14 protein-coding genes are annotated in these 15,892 nt (G+C 42.1%); 7 read left to right on the top strand and 7 right to left on the bottom strand.

Annotated features, from left to right (window positions below; translation table 11 throughout):
* Positions 1-21 precede the first annotated feature (21 nt).
* Together CYLST_RS13150 and CYLST_RS13145 are read left to right on the top strand one after the other, a co-directional pair.
* Positions 22-2,154, top strand: coding sequence for an O-linked N-acetylglucosamine transferase, SPINDLY family protein (locus tag CYLST_RS13150; protein WP_015208222.1), 2,133 nt, complete (start codon positions 22-24; stop codon positions 2,152-2,154).
* A gap of 72 nt (positions 2,155-2,226) precedes the next feature.
* A complete protein-coding gene (locus tag CYLST_RS13145; protein WP_015208221.1) occupies positions 2,227-2,865 on the top strand; it encodes an REP-associated tyrosine transposase in 639 nt (212 codons plus the stop codon).
* Between the two features lie 70 nt (positions 2,866-2,935).
* On the opposite strand, the gene CYLST_RS13140 is transcribed toward CYLST_RS13145, so the two are convergent.
* The 3 genes from CYLST_RS13140 to CYLST_RS13130 form a co-directional block, all read right to left on the bottom strand.
* Positions 2,936-5,164, bottom strand: coding sequence for an O-linked N-acetylglucosamine transferase, SPINDLY family protein (locus CYLST_RS13140; protein ID WP_015208220.1), 2,229 nt, complete (start codon positions 5,162-5,164; stop codon positions 2,936-2,938).
* 219 nt (positions 5,165-5,383) lie between these two features.
* The gene (locus tag CYLST_RS33360; RefSeq protein ID WP_015208219.1) at positions 5,384-5,974 is read right to left on the bottom strand and encodes a type IV pilin-like G/H family protein; all 591 of its coding nucleotides are present in this window, start codon (positions 5,972-5,974) and stop codon (positions 5,384-5,386) included.
* 306 nt (positions 5,975-6,280) lie between these two features.
* Positions 6,281-6,841, bottom strand: coding sequence for a Uma2 family endonuclease (locus tag CYLST_RS13130; RefSeq protein ID WP_015208217.1), 561 nt, complete (start codon positions 6,839-6,841; stop codon positions 6,281-6,283).
* Positions 6,842-6,988: 147 nt separating this feature from the next.
* On the opposite strand from CYLST_RS13130, the gene trxB reads away from it, so the two are divergent.
* The 4 genes from trxB to CYLST_RS13115 all read left to right on the top strand — a co-directional run bounded on the left by trxB (position 6,989) and on the right by CYLST_RS13115 (position 10,678).
* The gene (gene trxB / locus CYLST_RS13125) at positions 6,989-8,359 is read left to right on the top strand and encodes a thioredoxin-disulfide reductase (protein ID WP_015208216.1); all 1,371 of its coding nucleotides are present in this window, start codon (positions 6,989-6,991) and stop codon (positions 8,357-8,359) included.
* Between the two features lie 69 nt (positions 8,360-8,428).
* Positions 8,429-9,325 carry an ABC transporter permease gene (locus tag CYLST_RS13120; RefSeq protein ID WP_015208215.1) on the top strand — a complete coding sequence of 299 codons (897 nt, stop codon included), beginning with the start codon at positions 8,429-8,431 and terminating at the stop codon, positions 9,323-9,325.
* A 111-nt stretch (positions 9,326-9,436) separates the two neighbouring features.
* Complete coding sequence (locus tag CYLST_RS35220) at positions 9,437-9,601, top strand: hypothetical protein (RefSeq protein WP_015208214.1); 165 nt, start codon at positions 9,437-9,439, stop codon at positions 9,599-9,601.
* Between the two features lie 144 nt (positions 9,602-9,745).
* The gene (locus tag CYLST_RS13115; RefSeq protein WP_015208213.1) at positions 9,746-10,678 is read left to right on the top strand and encodes an ROK family protein; all 933 of its coding nucleotides are present in this window, start codon (positions 9,746-9,748) and stop codon (positions 10,676-10,678) included.
* Positions 10,679-10,745: 67 nt separating this feature from the next.
* Here CYLST_RS13115 and CYLST_RS13110 read toward each other — a convergent pair whose 3' ends face one another.
* The 3 genes from CYLST_RS13110 to CYLST_RS34490 all read right to left on the bottom strand — a co-directional run bounded on the left by CYLST_RS13110 (position 10,746) and on the right by CYLST_RS34490 (position 13,204).
* Positions 10,746-11,168 (bottom strand): hypothetical protein, encoded by a 423-nt coding sequence (locus CYLST_RS13110; RefSeq protein WP_015208212.1) that lies wholly within the window; start codon positions 11,166-11,168, stop codon positions 10,746-10,748.
* A gap of 193 nt (positions 11,169-11,361) precedes the next feature.
* Positions 11,362-12,999, bottom strand: a complete 1,638-nt coding sequence (locus CYLST_RS13105; RefSeq protein ID WP_015208211.1) for a CTP synthase — start codon at positions 12,997-12,999, stop codon at positions 11,362-11,364.
* 7 nt (positions 13,000-13,006) lie between these two features.
* Positions 13,007-13,204: a hypothetical protein gene (locus CYLST_RS34490; RefSeq protein ID WP_157162580.1), complete on the bottom strand. Its 198-nt coding sequence runs from the start codon at positions 13,202-13,204 to the stop codon at positions 13,007-13,009.
* A 69-nt stretch (positions 13,205-13,273) separates the two neighbouring features.
* Between CYLST_RS34490 and CYLST_RS13100 the strand changes: the two genes are divergently transcribed.
* The gene (locus CYLST_RS13100; protein ID WP_015208210.1) at positions 13,274-15,103 is read left to right on the top strand and encodes an N-acetylmuramoyl-L-alanine amidase; all 1,830 of its coding nucleotides are present in this window, start codon (positions 13,274-13,276) and stop codon (positions 15,101-15,103) included.
* Between the two features lie 254 nt (positions 15,104-15,357).
* On the opposite strand, the gene CYLST_RS13095 is transcribed toward CYLST_RS13100, so the two are convergent.
* Positions 15,358-15,864 (bottom strand): DUF2085 domain-containing protein, encoded by a 507-nt coding sequence (locus CYLST_RS13095; protein ID WP_015208208.1) that lies wholly within the window; start codon positions 15,862-15,864, stop codon positions 15,358-15,360.
* Positions 15,865-15,892: the final 28 nt, after the last annotated feature.

Below are 15,892 nucleotides of genomic sequence, written 5' to 3'. Positions count from 1 at the left end.
CAAGTGGAACCAGGCAAATTAATGAACCAAACAGAAGAATATATGTTCGAGTCCTTGGTTATAACCCCAGGTAACATTAATATTATAATCTTCCCTGATTGGCAACAAACAGAAGAGTCACTGCTTTTAGAATTAGAACAAGCTATAAAAGCTGTAGTAAATCATCCTGATAGTCATCAGATGAGATTACTAATAGATACAAATGGTATTGACATAGAAGAAGCTAATTTCCTTTTATCTGCTGTGGCTATGAATTTACTAATGGCAGAAAATTTTGATATGACTACTGAATGCGAAATTTCTCTGCTTGAAGGTTTAAATGAACTTGAAAGAAAGAATCTATCCAGTTTTATTCATGCCCTAATCATTTTAACACATCAAAATCTGCAAGCATTAGCACTATTTGAAGCAGAGAAAATTCCAGCTTATGAGATAGAAAATTTTAGTAATGTACAACTAAGTCAATTAGTTTTTGATTTAGGTAATAAATTATTCCAAAAGGGAAGATGGCAAGCAGCTATTGAACAATATCATATATTGATGCAAATTCACTCAATAGATGTAGAGATTTATTGGCAATTAAGTCAATGCTATAGAAATTTAAATTTGCTAGATGAATATTTCCAAATACTCGAAGAAGGAATTAGAATTTACCCCACAGACCCAAGATTACATTTTTCATTTATTATCGATTTGCGGCGTCATGGACTCAATCAAGAAGCAATTATAAAGGCAGAGAATGCTTGCCAGTTATTACCTGGTGATTATACATTTCAAATACTTAAATATTTAACAGTACCCACAATCTATGACAACCAAAAAGAAATTAAAATTTATCGCCAGCGATATACTCAAGGGCTACAAAATTTAATTCAACAAACATCTTTAAACAGTTCAGAAGAAAGAATTAATGCTTTAGCTGGAATAGGTAGATTAACTAATTTTTACCTCTCTTATCAAGCTCAAAACGATGTGGAATTACAACGCCAATACGGACAGTTAGTACATAAAATTATGGCGGCTAACTTTCCGCAATGGGTTGTACCTTTATCTATGCCGAAACTTCAGCCACAGGAAAAAATCCGTATTGGCTATGCGTCTCATTACCTAGATTCTTATAGCGGCACACTTTGGTTAACTGGCTGGCTACGCTACTGCGATCGCCAAAATTTTGAAATCTATTGTTACTACACAGGAAACGAGCCTGACGCAGTTACTCAACAATTTCAAGATTATAGTGATGTTTTGCACCATATTCCTCATAATTTGTTAGCAGTCTGTGAACAGATAGTTGCTGATAAGCTGCATATTTTAGTTTTTCCCGAAATCGGTATGGACGCGCAAACCATGCAAATGGCTGGTCTGCGACTTGCACCTGTGCAATGTGTTGCTTGGGGACATCCGGTGACTACTGGTTTACCAACTATTGATTACTTTTTATCCAGCGAGTTAATGGAAGCAGAAAATGCTCAAGAACATTACTCTGAAAAATTAATCCGCTTACCTAATATTGGCGTTTCTTACCCCAAACCTTATATTCCACCAGTGGTCAAAAACCGCTCAGATTTTCAGCTACTAGATGATGCGGTTATCTATTTATCCTGTCAAGCGCCTTTTAAATATCTACCGCAGTACGATTTTATTTTTGCGGAAATTGCTCTTCGTGTTCCTCAAGCTAAATTTGTATTTCTGCGTGGAACCTTATTAAAACCTCGTTTGCAGCGTGCTTTTGCTGATGTCGGACTCAATAGTGAGAATTACTGTGTATTTCTCAGCATTCCAGAACGGCTAGACTATCTGATGATTAACTTACTTTCAGATGTTTATCTGGATACCTTCACCTGGTCTGGTGGGAATACTAGCCTAGAAGCGATCGCTTGTCATCTCCCCATTGTTACCTGTCCAGGGGAGTTTATGCGAGGTCGTCACACTGACAGCTTCTTGAAAATGCTGGGGGTGACAGACACCATCGCGCAAAACGAAGCAGAATATATCGAAATCGCTGTCAAATTAGGACTAGACCCTGCTTGGAGGAGTAGTATTGTTGAAAAAATGAGCCAAAATTGCGATCGCCTTTTTGATGATAAAGTCTGTGTCGCAGGTCTCGAAGCCTTCTATAAACAAGTTGTGGAAACAAGCTCATCAAGTTCGTAGTCAGCACTTTAGTGCTGATTTAAAGATGAGGACTTAAGTCCTCACTACAAGCACAAGGTTCGTAGTAAATTCATGTACGAATATCGTAAACTCACACCAGAAAAACAAGCTGAACTAGTTCAATATCGTCTAAATAGAGGCTATCCACCACACTCACCACCACATCTAGTCAGAGATAGACCACTTTACCTGTTGACTGCTGCTTGTTACGAACATCAGTGTTATATACACTCTGAATTTCGCCGGCAGCATCTGCTAAATATGATATTTGATATGTTTGGTAATAGTAATAGTGTAAGTGAAGAAATCAGCACTGAAGTGCTTACTACGAACTTAAGAATTTGTGGTTGGGTGATTTTGCCTAATCATTATCATTTGCTAGTTCAGGTTGTAGATTTTGATGAATTGAGTGAATTATTTCGCAGGATACATGGTTCTATTTCACGTCAATGGAATTTAGAGGACAATATCACTAAACGAAAAATTTGGTATTCTTGGAGTGATCGAGCTATTCGCTCTGAACGACATTACTATACGACTCTTAATTATATTCATTACAACCCAGTGAAACATGGTTTAACTAAATCTCCGTATGACTGGGTTGAAAGTAGTGTTCATTGGTATTTACAAACTTGTGGACGGCAATGGCTGCGTGATTCTTGGGTGCAATATCCGGTGTTAGATTATGGTAAGAATTGGGATAATTTTTAATGTTCGTCTTAATGTTTGTAGTAAGCACTTCAGTGCTTTCTTCCTACTCTTTTGAGGACTAAAGTCCTCACTACGAACTTGAGCGTGTTTGCCACATTTGCTCGTAGGCTTTCTCCATTTCACGGGTAAATTGTTTACCGTTCCACAGAGGGGCTGTTTGTCTTGATTGTCGCAGTTTCCCAGCAATTTGTTGTCTTAAACCAGCATCTTTACCCAAGCGCACACCCCACTCTACATACTCTTCATCTGTCCAAGCAAGACCTTCTGTTACACCTACATTCATCATCATGGTGTAGCTGTTACGAGACACAAATTGCTCTCCAACTCTGGTTACTAAGGGGATACCCATCCAGAGTGTTTCTAGGGTTGTTGTTGCTCCGTTGTAGGGAAAAGTATCTAGTACAACATCTGCAATTGCTAAATTAGCTCTGTGGACAGCTTCAGAGGGGTCTTGAGGCAAAAATCGCAGCCGGGAAGAATCTACACCTTCTTCTTCAGCTATTTTGTAGAAAAACTGTTTAATTGCTTCTTCGTCAGCGTCTCCTTTAATTAAGAAGTAACTATTTGGTACTTCTTTAATTATTCTCATTTGCCATTTTGTGGTTTCTGGATGACGTTTATATGACCTTTGGCTACTGAGGTAGACGACAGCATCACTAGGAATATCTAAATCTTGACGACGCAGTGTAGGGATACCGACTTCAAAGCCGTCAACGGCTATATAAGTCTGGGGTAATCGCCAGATTTTTTCTGTATAATAATTCTGGGCTGAATCTGGTAATACATAAGGGTCAGCAATAAAGTAATCAATTGCAGGTATACCAGAGGCATCCCAACCGAGCCAAGTAACTTGAATTGGTGCCGGTTTTAGTGACATTACGGCACAACTAATATCTAGAGTGATGCTATCTAAGTCTATTAGAATATCGATATCATCCTCATATATTTTTTCGGAAACCTCTAAAACTGTTATGCCTAATTTATTAGCTTTATCAGCTTTATTTACAAACCATTCTTCTGCAAATTGATCAACTGGATTATAGTTGATCAGATAAGTGTAAATTTCAAATTTATCGCGGTTGTGATGTTGAAATAGCCAGCGTGCTAACCAACCTACAGAATGCCTTTTTAGAACATAAGATACATAGCCAATTTTTAACTTTTTATTATAAGTTGATGTTTGTCGATAATTAATATTACGCTGGGAATAACGCTGAAATGGTTGATGATATATAGCTTGAATATTGTTCTGGCAAATTGCTGCTAGTGGATTATGAATTTTTCTAAAATCTGATGGGTTATCCTCAATGTGAGGTTTAGCAAAAGATGGTGTTAATAGAAGTAGAGTTTTTGCTTCATCTAAGGGAATTGGCTGGGCTGTGATAAATTCTTGTCGTAAAGCTTCCAATTGTTGGCTTGTTGAGCATATCTCTTCCCAATATCCACCAGCAGTCAACAAACCTCTTAGCACTAGATGAGTAGCAAAAATTTGATCAACTAGTTTTGTAGATAAGGAAAGACATAATTTTGCTTTTTCTATACCTAGAGCATAATTTTTAGCATTTTGATAAAAAGTAGCTAAATGCCTTAATATGTCTAATAATGTCTCTGAGTTAATTGGCGCTTGGTTTAAATATAATTCTAAAAGACTTGCGGCTTTTGCTGGCTGTGCAAATGTGTGACCGATTTTCATCACAGCGGCGGAAAATATATCAGCAAAATCTGGCGTAGTGATAACGTAGGGTAAACAAGATTGGATAAAGTCTATAGATTCTTGATTTAATGGTGGAGTATTAAAAATTTGCTGTAAGACTTGCTGTAATAACTCTAAATTCAAAGCTACAAAGTTTTGGGAATTTAATAATTCAATAATTTCAATATACTCTAATTGTATTTCTTCAAAATTGTCTATTTTGAAGGAAAGGTGCAGAAGTTTTAAGAGGTTATTTATATCGTAATTATTAATTTCTTTGATGTGCTGACGAATTGCCCAAGCGAGAGAATATTCTTCTAGATTTTCCCGTCTTTCTGCTTCTAGTTGTAAAACTTGGGTTAGTTCTTGCGTATAAGTTGGAATATTTTCTTCTTCTACATCTGCTAATGGCAGCATCCAAGTCATTTGCGCTTCTATTTCTTTTTCTTGTAAAAGCAGCATTAAACCTAAATGCCAATAGTGGGAAATTACATCGGGTTCAGATGCTATTGCTTGTTCATATAAATTGGCGGCTTGTTCGTATTGTCCTGCTATTAGGTGCTGTTGCGCTTGGGTGAGTGTATTTGGAGAAGTTTCGGTGTTCATAAGTGGGTTGATATAATTAAATATAAAATAAAAATTTTGTTTTTAGTGAGTGATTTCTCGCTTTAGCCAAGAATTTTCAGGACTGAAGTCCTTACTACAAGCTTTATTTTAATTCTCCTACTTATTAATATGAATACCTTCAACAAATACTAAAAAAGGTGGGTATAATTTACCCACCTGCGAATAATTTTGCTGGCAAAGTTGTTGCCAGCAGATTGATTACTTGACTTCTTTTTGGTTACCACCAGGATTAATCACAGTAGCACCACCCGTCGTAACCACAGCTGCATCAGGTATTTGGGTATCTGCGGCACCGTCGGTTATGGGGGTGAGAGTTTCGGTCAAAGCCGTTAATGTGGTTGATTCTCCAACACCCGCACCTGCTGTTTGTCCAACAGTTACAAAACCACCGTAGCCTTTGAGAACAGGAGCTGCGGTAGAGGGTGTTGTTGGCACAGCTTTAATAGATGCACCTTTAGCACCGTCGAATGTACCACCAAGGTTGTAGGTATAGTTTGCTGTTTGTGTTTTGATACCCAATTGTAGTTGGGAAAAATTAGTTTGGTTAGTAACGAAGGTTGGATTTTCTAAAATATAAGCTTGTTGAGCGCGGTTGACAGAACCTGCGTAGGTTTTTGCTTCTGAGGCGCGGGCTTTGTTAGCTTGGTTGAGGAAAGCGGGCAGAGCAATAGCTGATAGGATACCGATGATGATAATAACAACCAACAATTCGATTAGGGTGAAACCCTCGTCGTTTTTCTTTTTGTTGAGGATGTGTTGGAGGAATTTGGCTTTAAGTTCAGTTTTCATAGGATTTTTCCTTGATTTTGGGGCAGTGGGAGTGTTTCTCTGCTTCTAGGGATAACTTACCCAAGTGCGATCGCTTTCATATCACCCCAGCAAAATTTTTTTTACCCAAATATTTAACAGTATTTTTACTTGTATAGCGATCGCACCAATTTAATAGGTTAAAATCTTTACCCAGAAAGGGTTTTATCCGTTGCATATCTCCCTATCCTTTGTTATGGGGGTGGACTCAGGTGGTAGGATGGGTTCTTAATTGAGAAGTATTGAGAAGCGACTGGCTCAGGCACAACGTATACTCTCATGAAAAATTTATTCAAATTCCGGTGGCCAGAGTTCTGATACCGCCAGTTCCCAACCTGGGAGCAATTCTGGTAGTGTGAGCGTGTCGCCATTCTGCAACATCGTTGGAGTTTGGTTTGGTCGGTAAACTGTTACTGTCAATTTGTCAGGGTCAATTAAGATACCAACTGTAGAGCCAAGTTGCAAGAATAGCTGAATTTTTTCTTCTAAAGGTTTAATTCTGTCTGATTTAGATTTGACTTCAACCATCAAGTCTGGAAGCATCTCGACAAAGTCGCGCTTGGTCTTTTTGAGTCGGTCAGCTTTAACAAAAGACACGTCAGGCGCACGGAGGTTTCTTTTTTCTGAGTCTTCTATACTCGGCAAGATAAATCCGGCGCTAGAACCAGTTACACGTCCTAGTTTGCGTGACATTACCCAGTTATTCAAGAAGGTACTCAACCGAGTAGTAATTTCTTCTGACTCGTAATCTGATGGCCCCATAACTATGATATTCCCTTCTACCAACTCCATTTGCCATTCTGGATGCTCGGTTTGTAGTTGCTCTAGGTCTGTAATGGTGAGGGACATAATACACCAAAAAACACTTCTGTATTTATCATAAGTGTGAATGTCTATTGACAAGATTCCCGACTTCTTAGAGAAGTCGGGAATCTAAGCCGATCGCATTTTGCTATGCTATATTAAACGTAGTCGTTATGAGTTTATGTAATCGTCGTGACTAACTCAACAGTAGAAAACTTGGTAATTATCGGTTCTGGGCCAGCAGGGTACACAGCTGCTATTTATGCCGGACGTGCTAATTTGAAACCTGTTGTTTTTGAGGGTTTCCAAGCGGGGGGTTTACCTGGTGGACAATTGATGACAACGACGGAAGTTGAGAACTTTCCAGGGTTTCCCCAAGGCATCACCGGGCCGGATTTGATGGATAACATGAAGGCGCAGGCGGAGCGCTGGGGGGCTGAGTTATATACTGAAGATGTGATCTCTGTTGATTTGAGTCAGCGTCCTTTTATTATCCGTTCGGAAGAAAGGGAAGTTAAAGCGCACAGTTTGGTGATTGCAACTGGTGCGACTGCGAAGCGTTTGGGTTTACCCAGTGAACATGAATTTTGGAGTCGGGGGATTTCCGCCTGTGCAATTTGCGATGGTGCAACACCAATTTTTCACGGTGCAGAACTGGCGGTGATTGGTGCTGGTGACTCGGCGGCGGAAGAGTCAATCTATCTGACGAAGTATGGATCTAAGGTAAATCTGTTGGTACGCTCTGAGAAGATGCGGGCTTCTAAAGCGATGCAAGATCGGGTTTTGAGTAATCCCAAAATTCAGGTGCATTGGAACAGTGAAGTTGTGGATGTGTTCGGTAATGGACAAATGGCTGGGGTGAAAATTCGCGATCGCAATACAGGCAAAGAAACCGAACTCCACGCTAAGGGTTTATTTTATGCGATCGGTCACACTCCCAATACGTCTTTATTCAAAGGGCAAATCGAATTAGATGAGCTGGGTTACATTGCCACTAAGCATGGTTCTGTAGAAACCAGTGTTGAGGGTGTTTTTGCCGCTGGCGATGTTCAAGATCATGAGTTTCGCCAAGCAATTACGGCTGCGGGTACTGGTTGTATGGCGGCGATGTTGGCAGAACGTTGGTTATCGTCTAACGCTTTAATTCAAGAATTTCATCACCAGCCAGACGCCGCTGTCAATGAGTTAAAACCTCAGCCTGCCAAGAAAACTGAAGCGGAGGAAGCTGCTGGATTTGATTTGCAAGCGACGCGCCATTCTGGGGGTTATGCGTTGCGGAAATTATTCCACGATAGCGATCGCTTAATCTTAGTTAAATATATCTCTCCTGGTTGCGGCCCATGCCATACCCTGAAACCAATTTTAAATAAAGTAGTGGATGAATTTGACGGCAAAATTCACTTTGTGGAAATTGACATCGACAAAGACCGAGATATTGCCGAAAACGCTGGTGTGACAGGGACGCCAACGGTGCAATTGTTCAAAAATCAGGAACTGGTGAAGGAAGTTAAAGGCGTTAAACAAAAGACTGAGTATCGCCTGTTGATTGAAAGTAATCTTTGAGTGGGTAGGGGCAGAGTTACTCCGCCCCTGTAGAATGGTCAGCGTATCTTGCGTCCCGCAGACTTTCTCATGACGATCACAAAACGGCGATTGCCGTCATTTTTACGCTTCGCTGAAAATCCTAACCTTTCCCAACGGTTGATGCTGATTGGGTTAGGTATTACTTTCTGTTTCATCTTCCTGGCGTTCTTCTCTCCCGTCTTTCAGACTTGGGGATGGCTGCAAAATCCCAAAGATTTTCTTTCTAACTCAGTTCACGAACCACCCTCAGCTAAACATTGGTTTGGTACGAGTCGCTTGGGCTATGATGTATTTTCCCGTACGGTTTTTGGTGCTCAAGCTGCACTACAAGTGGTGATTTTAGCAACAGCGCTGAGTATGCTGATTGGTGTGCCTTTGGGCATGGTGAGTGGCTATCTTGGCGGTAGATTGGATAAGGTGTTGCTGTTTCTGATGGATAGCATCTATACTCTCCCAGGACTACTACTTTCGGTGACACTGGCGTTTGTAGTTGGGCGGGGAATCTTCAACGCTGCGATCGCCATCAGCATTGCTTACATCCCCCAATATTATCGTGTTGTCCGCAACCACACAGTCAGCGTTAAAACCGAAGTATTCATCGAAGCAGCGCAAGCAATGGGCGCATCTACCTGGGTTGTGCTGTCTCGATATCTATTTTTTAACGTTATTCAAAGCGTACCCGTACTATTTACCCTTAACGCCGCCGACGCAATTTTGGTTTTAGGCGGTTTAGGCTTTTTGGGACTGGGACTTCCAGAAGAAGTGCCAGAATGGGGACATGATTTAAAACAAGCCTTGGAAGCACTACCCACAGGCATTTGGTGGACTACCCTTTTTCCTGGTTTAGGGATGACATTCATGGTGGTAGGGTTATCACTATTGGGTGAGGGGTTAAATGAATTTGTCAATCCCCGCTTACGGCGAGAAAATGGTGTCCGGAAATAGTCATTAGTCGGTAGTTATTAGTTATAAGTCATTGAAAAAACAACGACTGACAACGGGCACCGAAGATCAATTTCATCGTCTAATAGTTGTATTTAATACAGAGAGATTTGAGTGAAAGATAACATTTCTTTAATTGCTGCTGCTGCTGGCGGGTTCATGCTTTCCGTCGCCCTTTCTGGCATATTAAGAGGTACACCCGTAACAGGTTGGCAAGAGCAATCGAGTTTCAGTTCATACCCAGTAGCTAATTTGCGGGTTATTAGTAATCACAGATAAACACAGATGCACACAAATAAAAAATATAGCTGTTTTCAGATCAGTGAGGTACAGTTTTAAATCGCAGAGTCTGTAGGGGCTGGGTTTCCCCGCCCTCGATTGTATTTCATTCGACCAACAATCGCTATATCTGTGTGGATCTATGTGCTTTTGTGGTTTGATGTTTTAGAGAAAGAATTGGAATTGGCGATAGTGGTGGAAGTAATTGGCATTGATTTAGGGGGAACAGCGATTAAGCTGGGGCGGTTTGCACCTGATGGCAGTTGCCGACAATCTTTAACTGTGGAAACTCCCCAACCTGCAACACCAGCGGCTGTTGTGGCTGTGATGGTAGATGCGATAGCTCAAATTGACCCAGAAAATCAAACTGTTGCCATTGGTGTGGGGACTCCGGGTCCCACCGATGCAGCAGGGCGGATTGCCCAAGTCGCCATTAACTTGGCAGGATGGCAAAATGTCCCCTTGGCAGACTACTTAGAAGCCAAAACTGGTAAACCTACCATTCTCGCTAATGATGCTAACTGTGCCGGGTTGGGAGAAGCTTGGTTAGGTGCCGGTCGCCGCTTTCAAAATCTCATTTTGTTGACTTTGGGCACTGGGGTTGGTGGTGCGATTATTCTCGATGGCAAATTGTTTGTGGGACATCAAGGCGCTGCTGGGGAATTGGGTTTAATCACCTTAAACCCCGATGGTCCGATGTGTAATAGCGGTAATCAAGGCTCTCTCGAACAGTATGCTTCAGTTACGGCAATTCGTCGCCGCACTGGCAAGGAACCAGCAGAATTGGGCGCCCTTGCCCAAGCAGGAGACATTAGTGCCTTGACTTTTTGGCAAGAATATGGTAAGGATTTAGGTATTGGCTTGTCTAGCTTAATCTACGTCCTGACACCACAAGCGATCATTATTGGTGGCGGAGTGAGTGCCAGTTTTGAATTTTTCTTACCAGCGGTTACAGCAGAAATTGAAAAACGCGTTATACCTACATCTCGCATGGGCTTAGAAATTTTGCCAGCAGAGTTGGGCAACTCAGCGGGAATGGTTGGTGCTGCCAAGTTGGCATGGCAGAAAGTTAATTAGGCGCTAAAATCTTCCTGAGATGATTGATAACTGACTCAGACGAAGTTAGGTTATCAACTCAGCATTCTCAGGATAAAGAATACCCAGTTGCCTGCTGAACATATTGCAAAACTTTTTGATATGATTCTGGATTATTTGTCGGGTTGATGATGATGGGAATTGTCACGTCTGGCAACCAAAAAGTTATCCTGCCGTTCGCTTCATAACAAAAAGAACTGATGCAGGTCAGGTTAATTACATATTCATTTCTGTCGTAATTGATTTTTACCCAGTGAGCATTCTCTAATTCCAATCCCTCTACACGTTCTAGATATTCGAGAATTTTTTGATAGTCTTGCAAGTTATTTTGCGGGTTAATCACTATTGGCATGGTACTATCAGGTAACCAAAATGTAACTCTGCCGTTCTTTTCGTAACAAAAAGTATTAATCCGGTCAAAATTAACTACATATTCTTTCCTCTCGTAAAATAACTTTACCCAGTACGCCACAAAGTACCCTCAAAATTGACCACATAATATTTCCTCTTATAAAGTAATTTTACCCAGTAAGGCCCAACATTTTCTCGAATTCTGAAGTTTACAGATAATTCTCATTTAGTGAGTAACAAAAGTTATAAGGGAAAATACAGTGCGCTAATTCAAAATTCAAAATAGGCATTTTGAATTTTGAATTTTGAATTTCTTAGGAGACTTCCACAGGTGTTGGTGTACCAGTAGTGGAGTGAGTACGGGATATGGCGGCTTGCACGAATCCTTTAAATAAAGGATGAGGGGTATTAGGGCGAGATTGAAACTCTGGATGAAATTGGCAAGCCAGAAAGAATGGGTGCTTGGCAAATTCGACAATTTCGACTAAGCGCCCGTCAGGAGAAGTCCCACTGATCAGGTAACCAGACTTCAATAAGAGATTGCGGTAAGCATTGTTAAACTCGTAGCGATGGCGGTGCCGTTCATAAATCACTTCTTTTTGATATAGCTCAAATGCCAGTGTGTTGGGGAGAAGATGACAAGGATAGAGTCCCAAGCGCATTGTCCCGCCTAAATCGACTACATCTTGCTGTTCTGGCAACAGGTTAATCACCGGATCGCTGGTATAGGGGTCAAATTCGGCACTGTTAGCGTCGATTAATCCCTCTACATTTCTGGCCCATTCAATCACGGAACATTGCATTCCCAGGCACAAACCTAAGAAGGGGATTTGGCGATCGCGTGCGTATTTAATCGCCGCGATTTTACCATCTACTCCCCGGAGTCCAAAACCGCCAGGCACCACTACACCATCAACACCTGCAAGATAGTTTTCGGCGGCTTCAGTTTCCAACACTTCTGAGTTGACCCACCGCAAGCGGAGATCGCCATGAGTCGCGATCGCGGCATGGCGGAGGGCTTCGACTACAGAGAGATAGGCATCGCTTAAACGCACATATTTGCCAACAATGGCAATTTCTACAGGGTACTTGGGACTATACAACCGCTCTACCATAGTTTGCCACTGAGATAGATTTGGCTTGCGTTGTTCCATTTGCAACAATTCTATTGCCCGCTCTGCCAATCCTTCCCGTTCTAGAATTAACGGGACTTCATAAATACTGCTGGCATCTTGGGCAGTGATGACGCATTCTGGCTGGACATCGCAGAATTCCGACATTTTTTGCTTTAGTCCCACAGGTATGGGGCGATCGCTCCGACAGACTAAAATATCTGGTTGAATACCAATAGATCTAAGTTCTTTGACAGAATGCTGTGTCGGCTTAGTTTTCATTTCCCCCGCAGAAGCAATCCACGGTAGCAGAGTGACGTGCATATACAGCACATTCTGCCGCCCCACCTCTTTGCGTAACTGGCGAATTGCTTCCAAAAACGGCAGTGATTCGATATCGCCGACGGTACCGCCGATTTCTGTAATTACTACTGAGGGATTCGTTTCTTTAGCAACTCTGACAATCCGCTCTTTAATTTCATTGGTAATATGGGGAATTACCTGGACAGTGCCGCCATTATAGTCACCCCGCCGCTCTTTATTAATCACTGATTGATAAATCAAGCCCGTGGTAACACTATTCAAGCGAGACATTGAGGTATCAGTAAACCGTTCGTAATGTCCCAAGTCCAAATCTGTTTCTGCACCATCTTGGGTAACGAACACTTCCCCATGCTGAAAAGGACTCATCGTCCCTGGATCGACATTAATATAAGGGTCTAGTTTGAGAATCGACACGGAATAATCCCGCGACTTGAGCAACCGTCCTAGACTTGCTGCTACAATGCCTTTACCGATACTGGAAACAACGCCCCCAGTCACAAAGATAAACTTAGTCATAGTAATTTCAATTTCTAGCAACTTCTAAAAATACAACCCGTCGTTTGAGGGATGGAGTGTCAAGTATGTGGATGCCCAGAAAGTAGCTTCCCATACTGCGGTCTAAGAACCGATAATGCCTGAGGCTAGGGCTGGGTGAATCTGCTTCACGAATGAATCTACTTGCTCTTATTTGATCTATTTGCTGCTTGTTTTCATTCTTCATCCTTGATGCTTCAACCTTCCTTGGTCATTGTGCCACAGTCACTCTTATGAAATATTCTGTGATTTTGCTGTGAAAAATTTTTTAGTATTATCATTATTCAGCTTTCTGATCACCTCCTCGGTTGCATTGTCACAATCATCTCTTTTAATAGTTTTTCCTCCGCCAAACTACCAAACCAGTACGGAAAAAATATTTTTTATTGGCACAGCACCACCAGATGGACAAGTTATCATCAATGGTAAGCCAATTAACCGCAGCAAAGCTGGTCATTTTTCCCCAAGTTTCCCCTTGCAGTTGGGAGAGAATCGCTTTACAGTGCGCCATCAAAATCAAGAAGTTCAGCTTCAGGTGACAAGGCTTAACACTCAGCCGGAACTGCCACAGGAGTTAGGCTTCGCGAAGAATTCTCTGACTCCAACCGCCGATATTGCCAGACTACCAGGGGAATTAATTTGTTTTAGCGCTATTGCACCCCCTAAAGCCAGTGTCTCTGTTAAACTGGCTAATCAAATTATTGCCCTTGCACCCCAACCACCACAGGCACAACTGCCAAATAATTTCGCTGCCCTTACGGGGCGAAATCAGCCTACTGCCCAGTCTAGCGCAGGAAAGTATGAGGGTTGCACTACCCTTCAAAAACCTGATCCTGATGCCTTCAGCCTAATTATCGGTAACAACATTATCTCCGGTGCTTTTGCCCCAGATACCAGCAAAGAAGTAGATTTGGGACAACCTCAGTTTCATCTGACACTCAATGGCAAAACTATCACTCAAACAGGTTCTGGTAAAGTTAAAATCCTTTCACCTGAGAAGTTGATAGTTGCTGAGGTGACTTCAGACTCAGGCGTTGCTCGCACTGGACCAAGTACCGATCATTCTCGACTCACACCCCTACCTCAGGGAACAAGGGCAACAGTGTCAGGGAAAGAAGGTGAATGGTTGCGCCTAGATTATGGCGCTTGGATTAACAACAAAGAAACCCGCATTCTCCCTGGTGCGGTGCCACCACAAACCGTAATTCGCAGTGTTGGATATCGTTTGAACCCTGGTATAACAGAAATACTTTTCCCCCTACAAGTTCCCGTGCCCGTGAGAGTAGAACAAGGCGATCGCACTTTCACTCTCACTCTCTACAATACCACTGCCCAAACAGATACTATTCGCCTAGATGATAACCCCCTAATTTCTCGTCTAGATTGGCAGCAGGTGGCTCCAGGACAAGTAAAATACACCCTTAATCTCAAAAATTCTCAACAGTGGGGATATAAGCTGCGGTACGACGGTACAACCCTGGTGTTAGCTTTGCGTCATCCGCCTGCTATGGGGCACAAAAGACGCAAGCCTTTAGCTGGTATTAAAATTTTACTTGATCCAGGACATGGCGGTAAAGAACCTGGTGCTAGTGGCCCAACTGGGTATTTAGAAAAAGATGTCAATTTAACTATTTCTAAGTTACTGCGTGACGACTTGGTGAAACAAGGGGCGACGGTGGTAATGACGCGGGAGGAGGATAAAGATGTGTCGCTGGTAGAACGGCAGGCAATAATTAGTCAAGCAGAACCTGCGATCGCACTTTCTATTCACCACAACTCCCTACCCGATGATGGTGATGCCGAAAATACCAAGGGATTTGGCAGTTTTTGGTACAACCCCCAAGCCCACAACCTAGCAATATTTTTGCATAACTATGTAGTCAAAGACTTAGGCAAACCTGACTACGGTGTGTTTTGGAATAACTTAGCCCTCACTCGTCCCACCGCTGCACCATCGGTATTGCTGGAATTGGGTTTTATGAGTAATCCTGATGAATTTGAGCAGGTGATCAACCCCCAGGAACAGAAGAAAATGGCAAAGACTCTCGCTGAGGGTATTACTGAGTGGTTTAAGAGTGTTAAATAAAATTACGGCTGTTTTCATGAACAGTCAGATCCCCGACTTCTTAGAGAAGTCGGGGATCTGAGACAAATAAAATAGGATTCCTAACCTTTTTTCAGGCTGTTTATATACTTTTTTGGTGCTTTAGGGATGCATCCTAGCCGTAGTGTGCGTTAGGAAACGCACGAACTAAAACACAAAAACTAATTCATAGCGATTGTCTGTACCGTCATTGTCATACAAATACTCTGCAAAAATTAGTTTGACAGGTGTTTTAGTCATAAATCTAACCTCCTAAAGTGCAGAATTGGCATCGTAAACAAACCCCAGGCTAAACCTGTAATCAAGCCAAAAGGCGTAACAATATAATTATTAAAACTCCACAAACCAAAAACTTGCGCTGCTAATTCCAACGGATAAGCCATCATCAAGACACTGGCAAAAGCTGCACCACTCCAACCATATTGACTTAGCCAATAAAAACCTTTACCACCAGTCAGCCCATACAACAGACGAGTGATCAGCAAACCCGTAACAGTGCCATAGCAGCGCATACAAACAGCCATAATAAAGGGTGGTGCTAAATCCAACCCCATAGTAGGTTGCGGACAAACATGATTACCCATGAAGTAAATGATGTCCGCAATCCCCGGAAGCAAAAACACCCCAGACGCAGCAAGAAAGGGAGCAACAGGCGGGCCCACAACCATCCCCACCAATAAGAAATCAGCAATAAAACTCACCCAATTAATCCGCGACTCCTCACGGAAAATTACTCTTGTCATTCCCTTTCTTCCCTTCGCGTCTTTGCGT

Source organism: Cylindrospermum stagnale PCC 7417, assembly GCF_000317535.1.
Classification (GTDB): Bacteria; Cyanobacteriota; Cyanobacteriia; order Cyanobacteriales; family Nostocaceae; genus Cylindrospermum; species Cylindrospermum stagnale.
This window is presented reverse-complemented; position numbering and strand designations above follow the sequence as displayed.

Coding starts and splice junctions, on each gene's coding strand:
- CYLST_RS13150 (WP_015208222.1), top strand. CDS start 22: ATGAACCAAACAGAAGAATATATGTTCGAGTCCTTGGTTATAACCCCA.
- CYLST_RS13145 (WP_015208221.1), top strand. CDS start 2,227: ATGTACGAATATCGTAAACTCACACCAGAAAAACAAGCTGAACTAGTT.
- CYLST_RS13140 (WP_015208220.1), bottom strand. CDS start 5,164: ATGAACACCGAAACTTCTCCAAATACACTCACCCAAGCGCAACAGCAC.
- CYLST_RS33360 (WP_015208219.1), bottom strand. CDS start 5,974: ATGAAAACTGAACTTAAAGCCAAATTCCTCCAACACATCCTCAACAAA.
- CYLST_RS13130 (WP_015208217.1), bottom strand. CDS start 6,841: ATGTCCCTCACCATTACAGACCTAGAGCAACTACAAACCGAGCATCCA.
- CYLST_RS13120 (WP_015208215.1), top strand. CDS start 8,429: ATGACGATCACAAAACGGCGATTGCCGTCATTTTTACGCTTCGCTGAA.
- CYLST_RS13105 (WP_015208211.1), bottom strand. CDS start 12,999: ATGACTAAGTTTATCTTTGTGACTGGGGGCGTTGTTTCCAGTATCGGT.
- CYLST_RS34490 (WP_157162580.1), bottom strand. CDS start 13,204: ATGAAGAATGAAAACAAGCAGCAAATAGATCAAATAAGAGCAAGTAGA.
- CYLST_RS13095 (WP_015208208.1), bottom strand. CDS start 15,864: ATGACAAGAGTAATTTTCCGTGAGGAGTCGCGGATTAATTGGGTGAGT.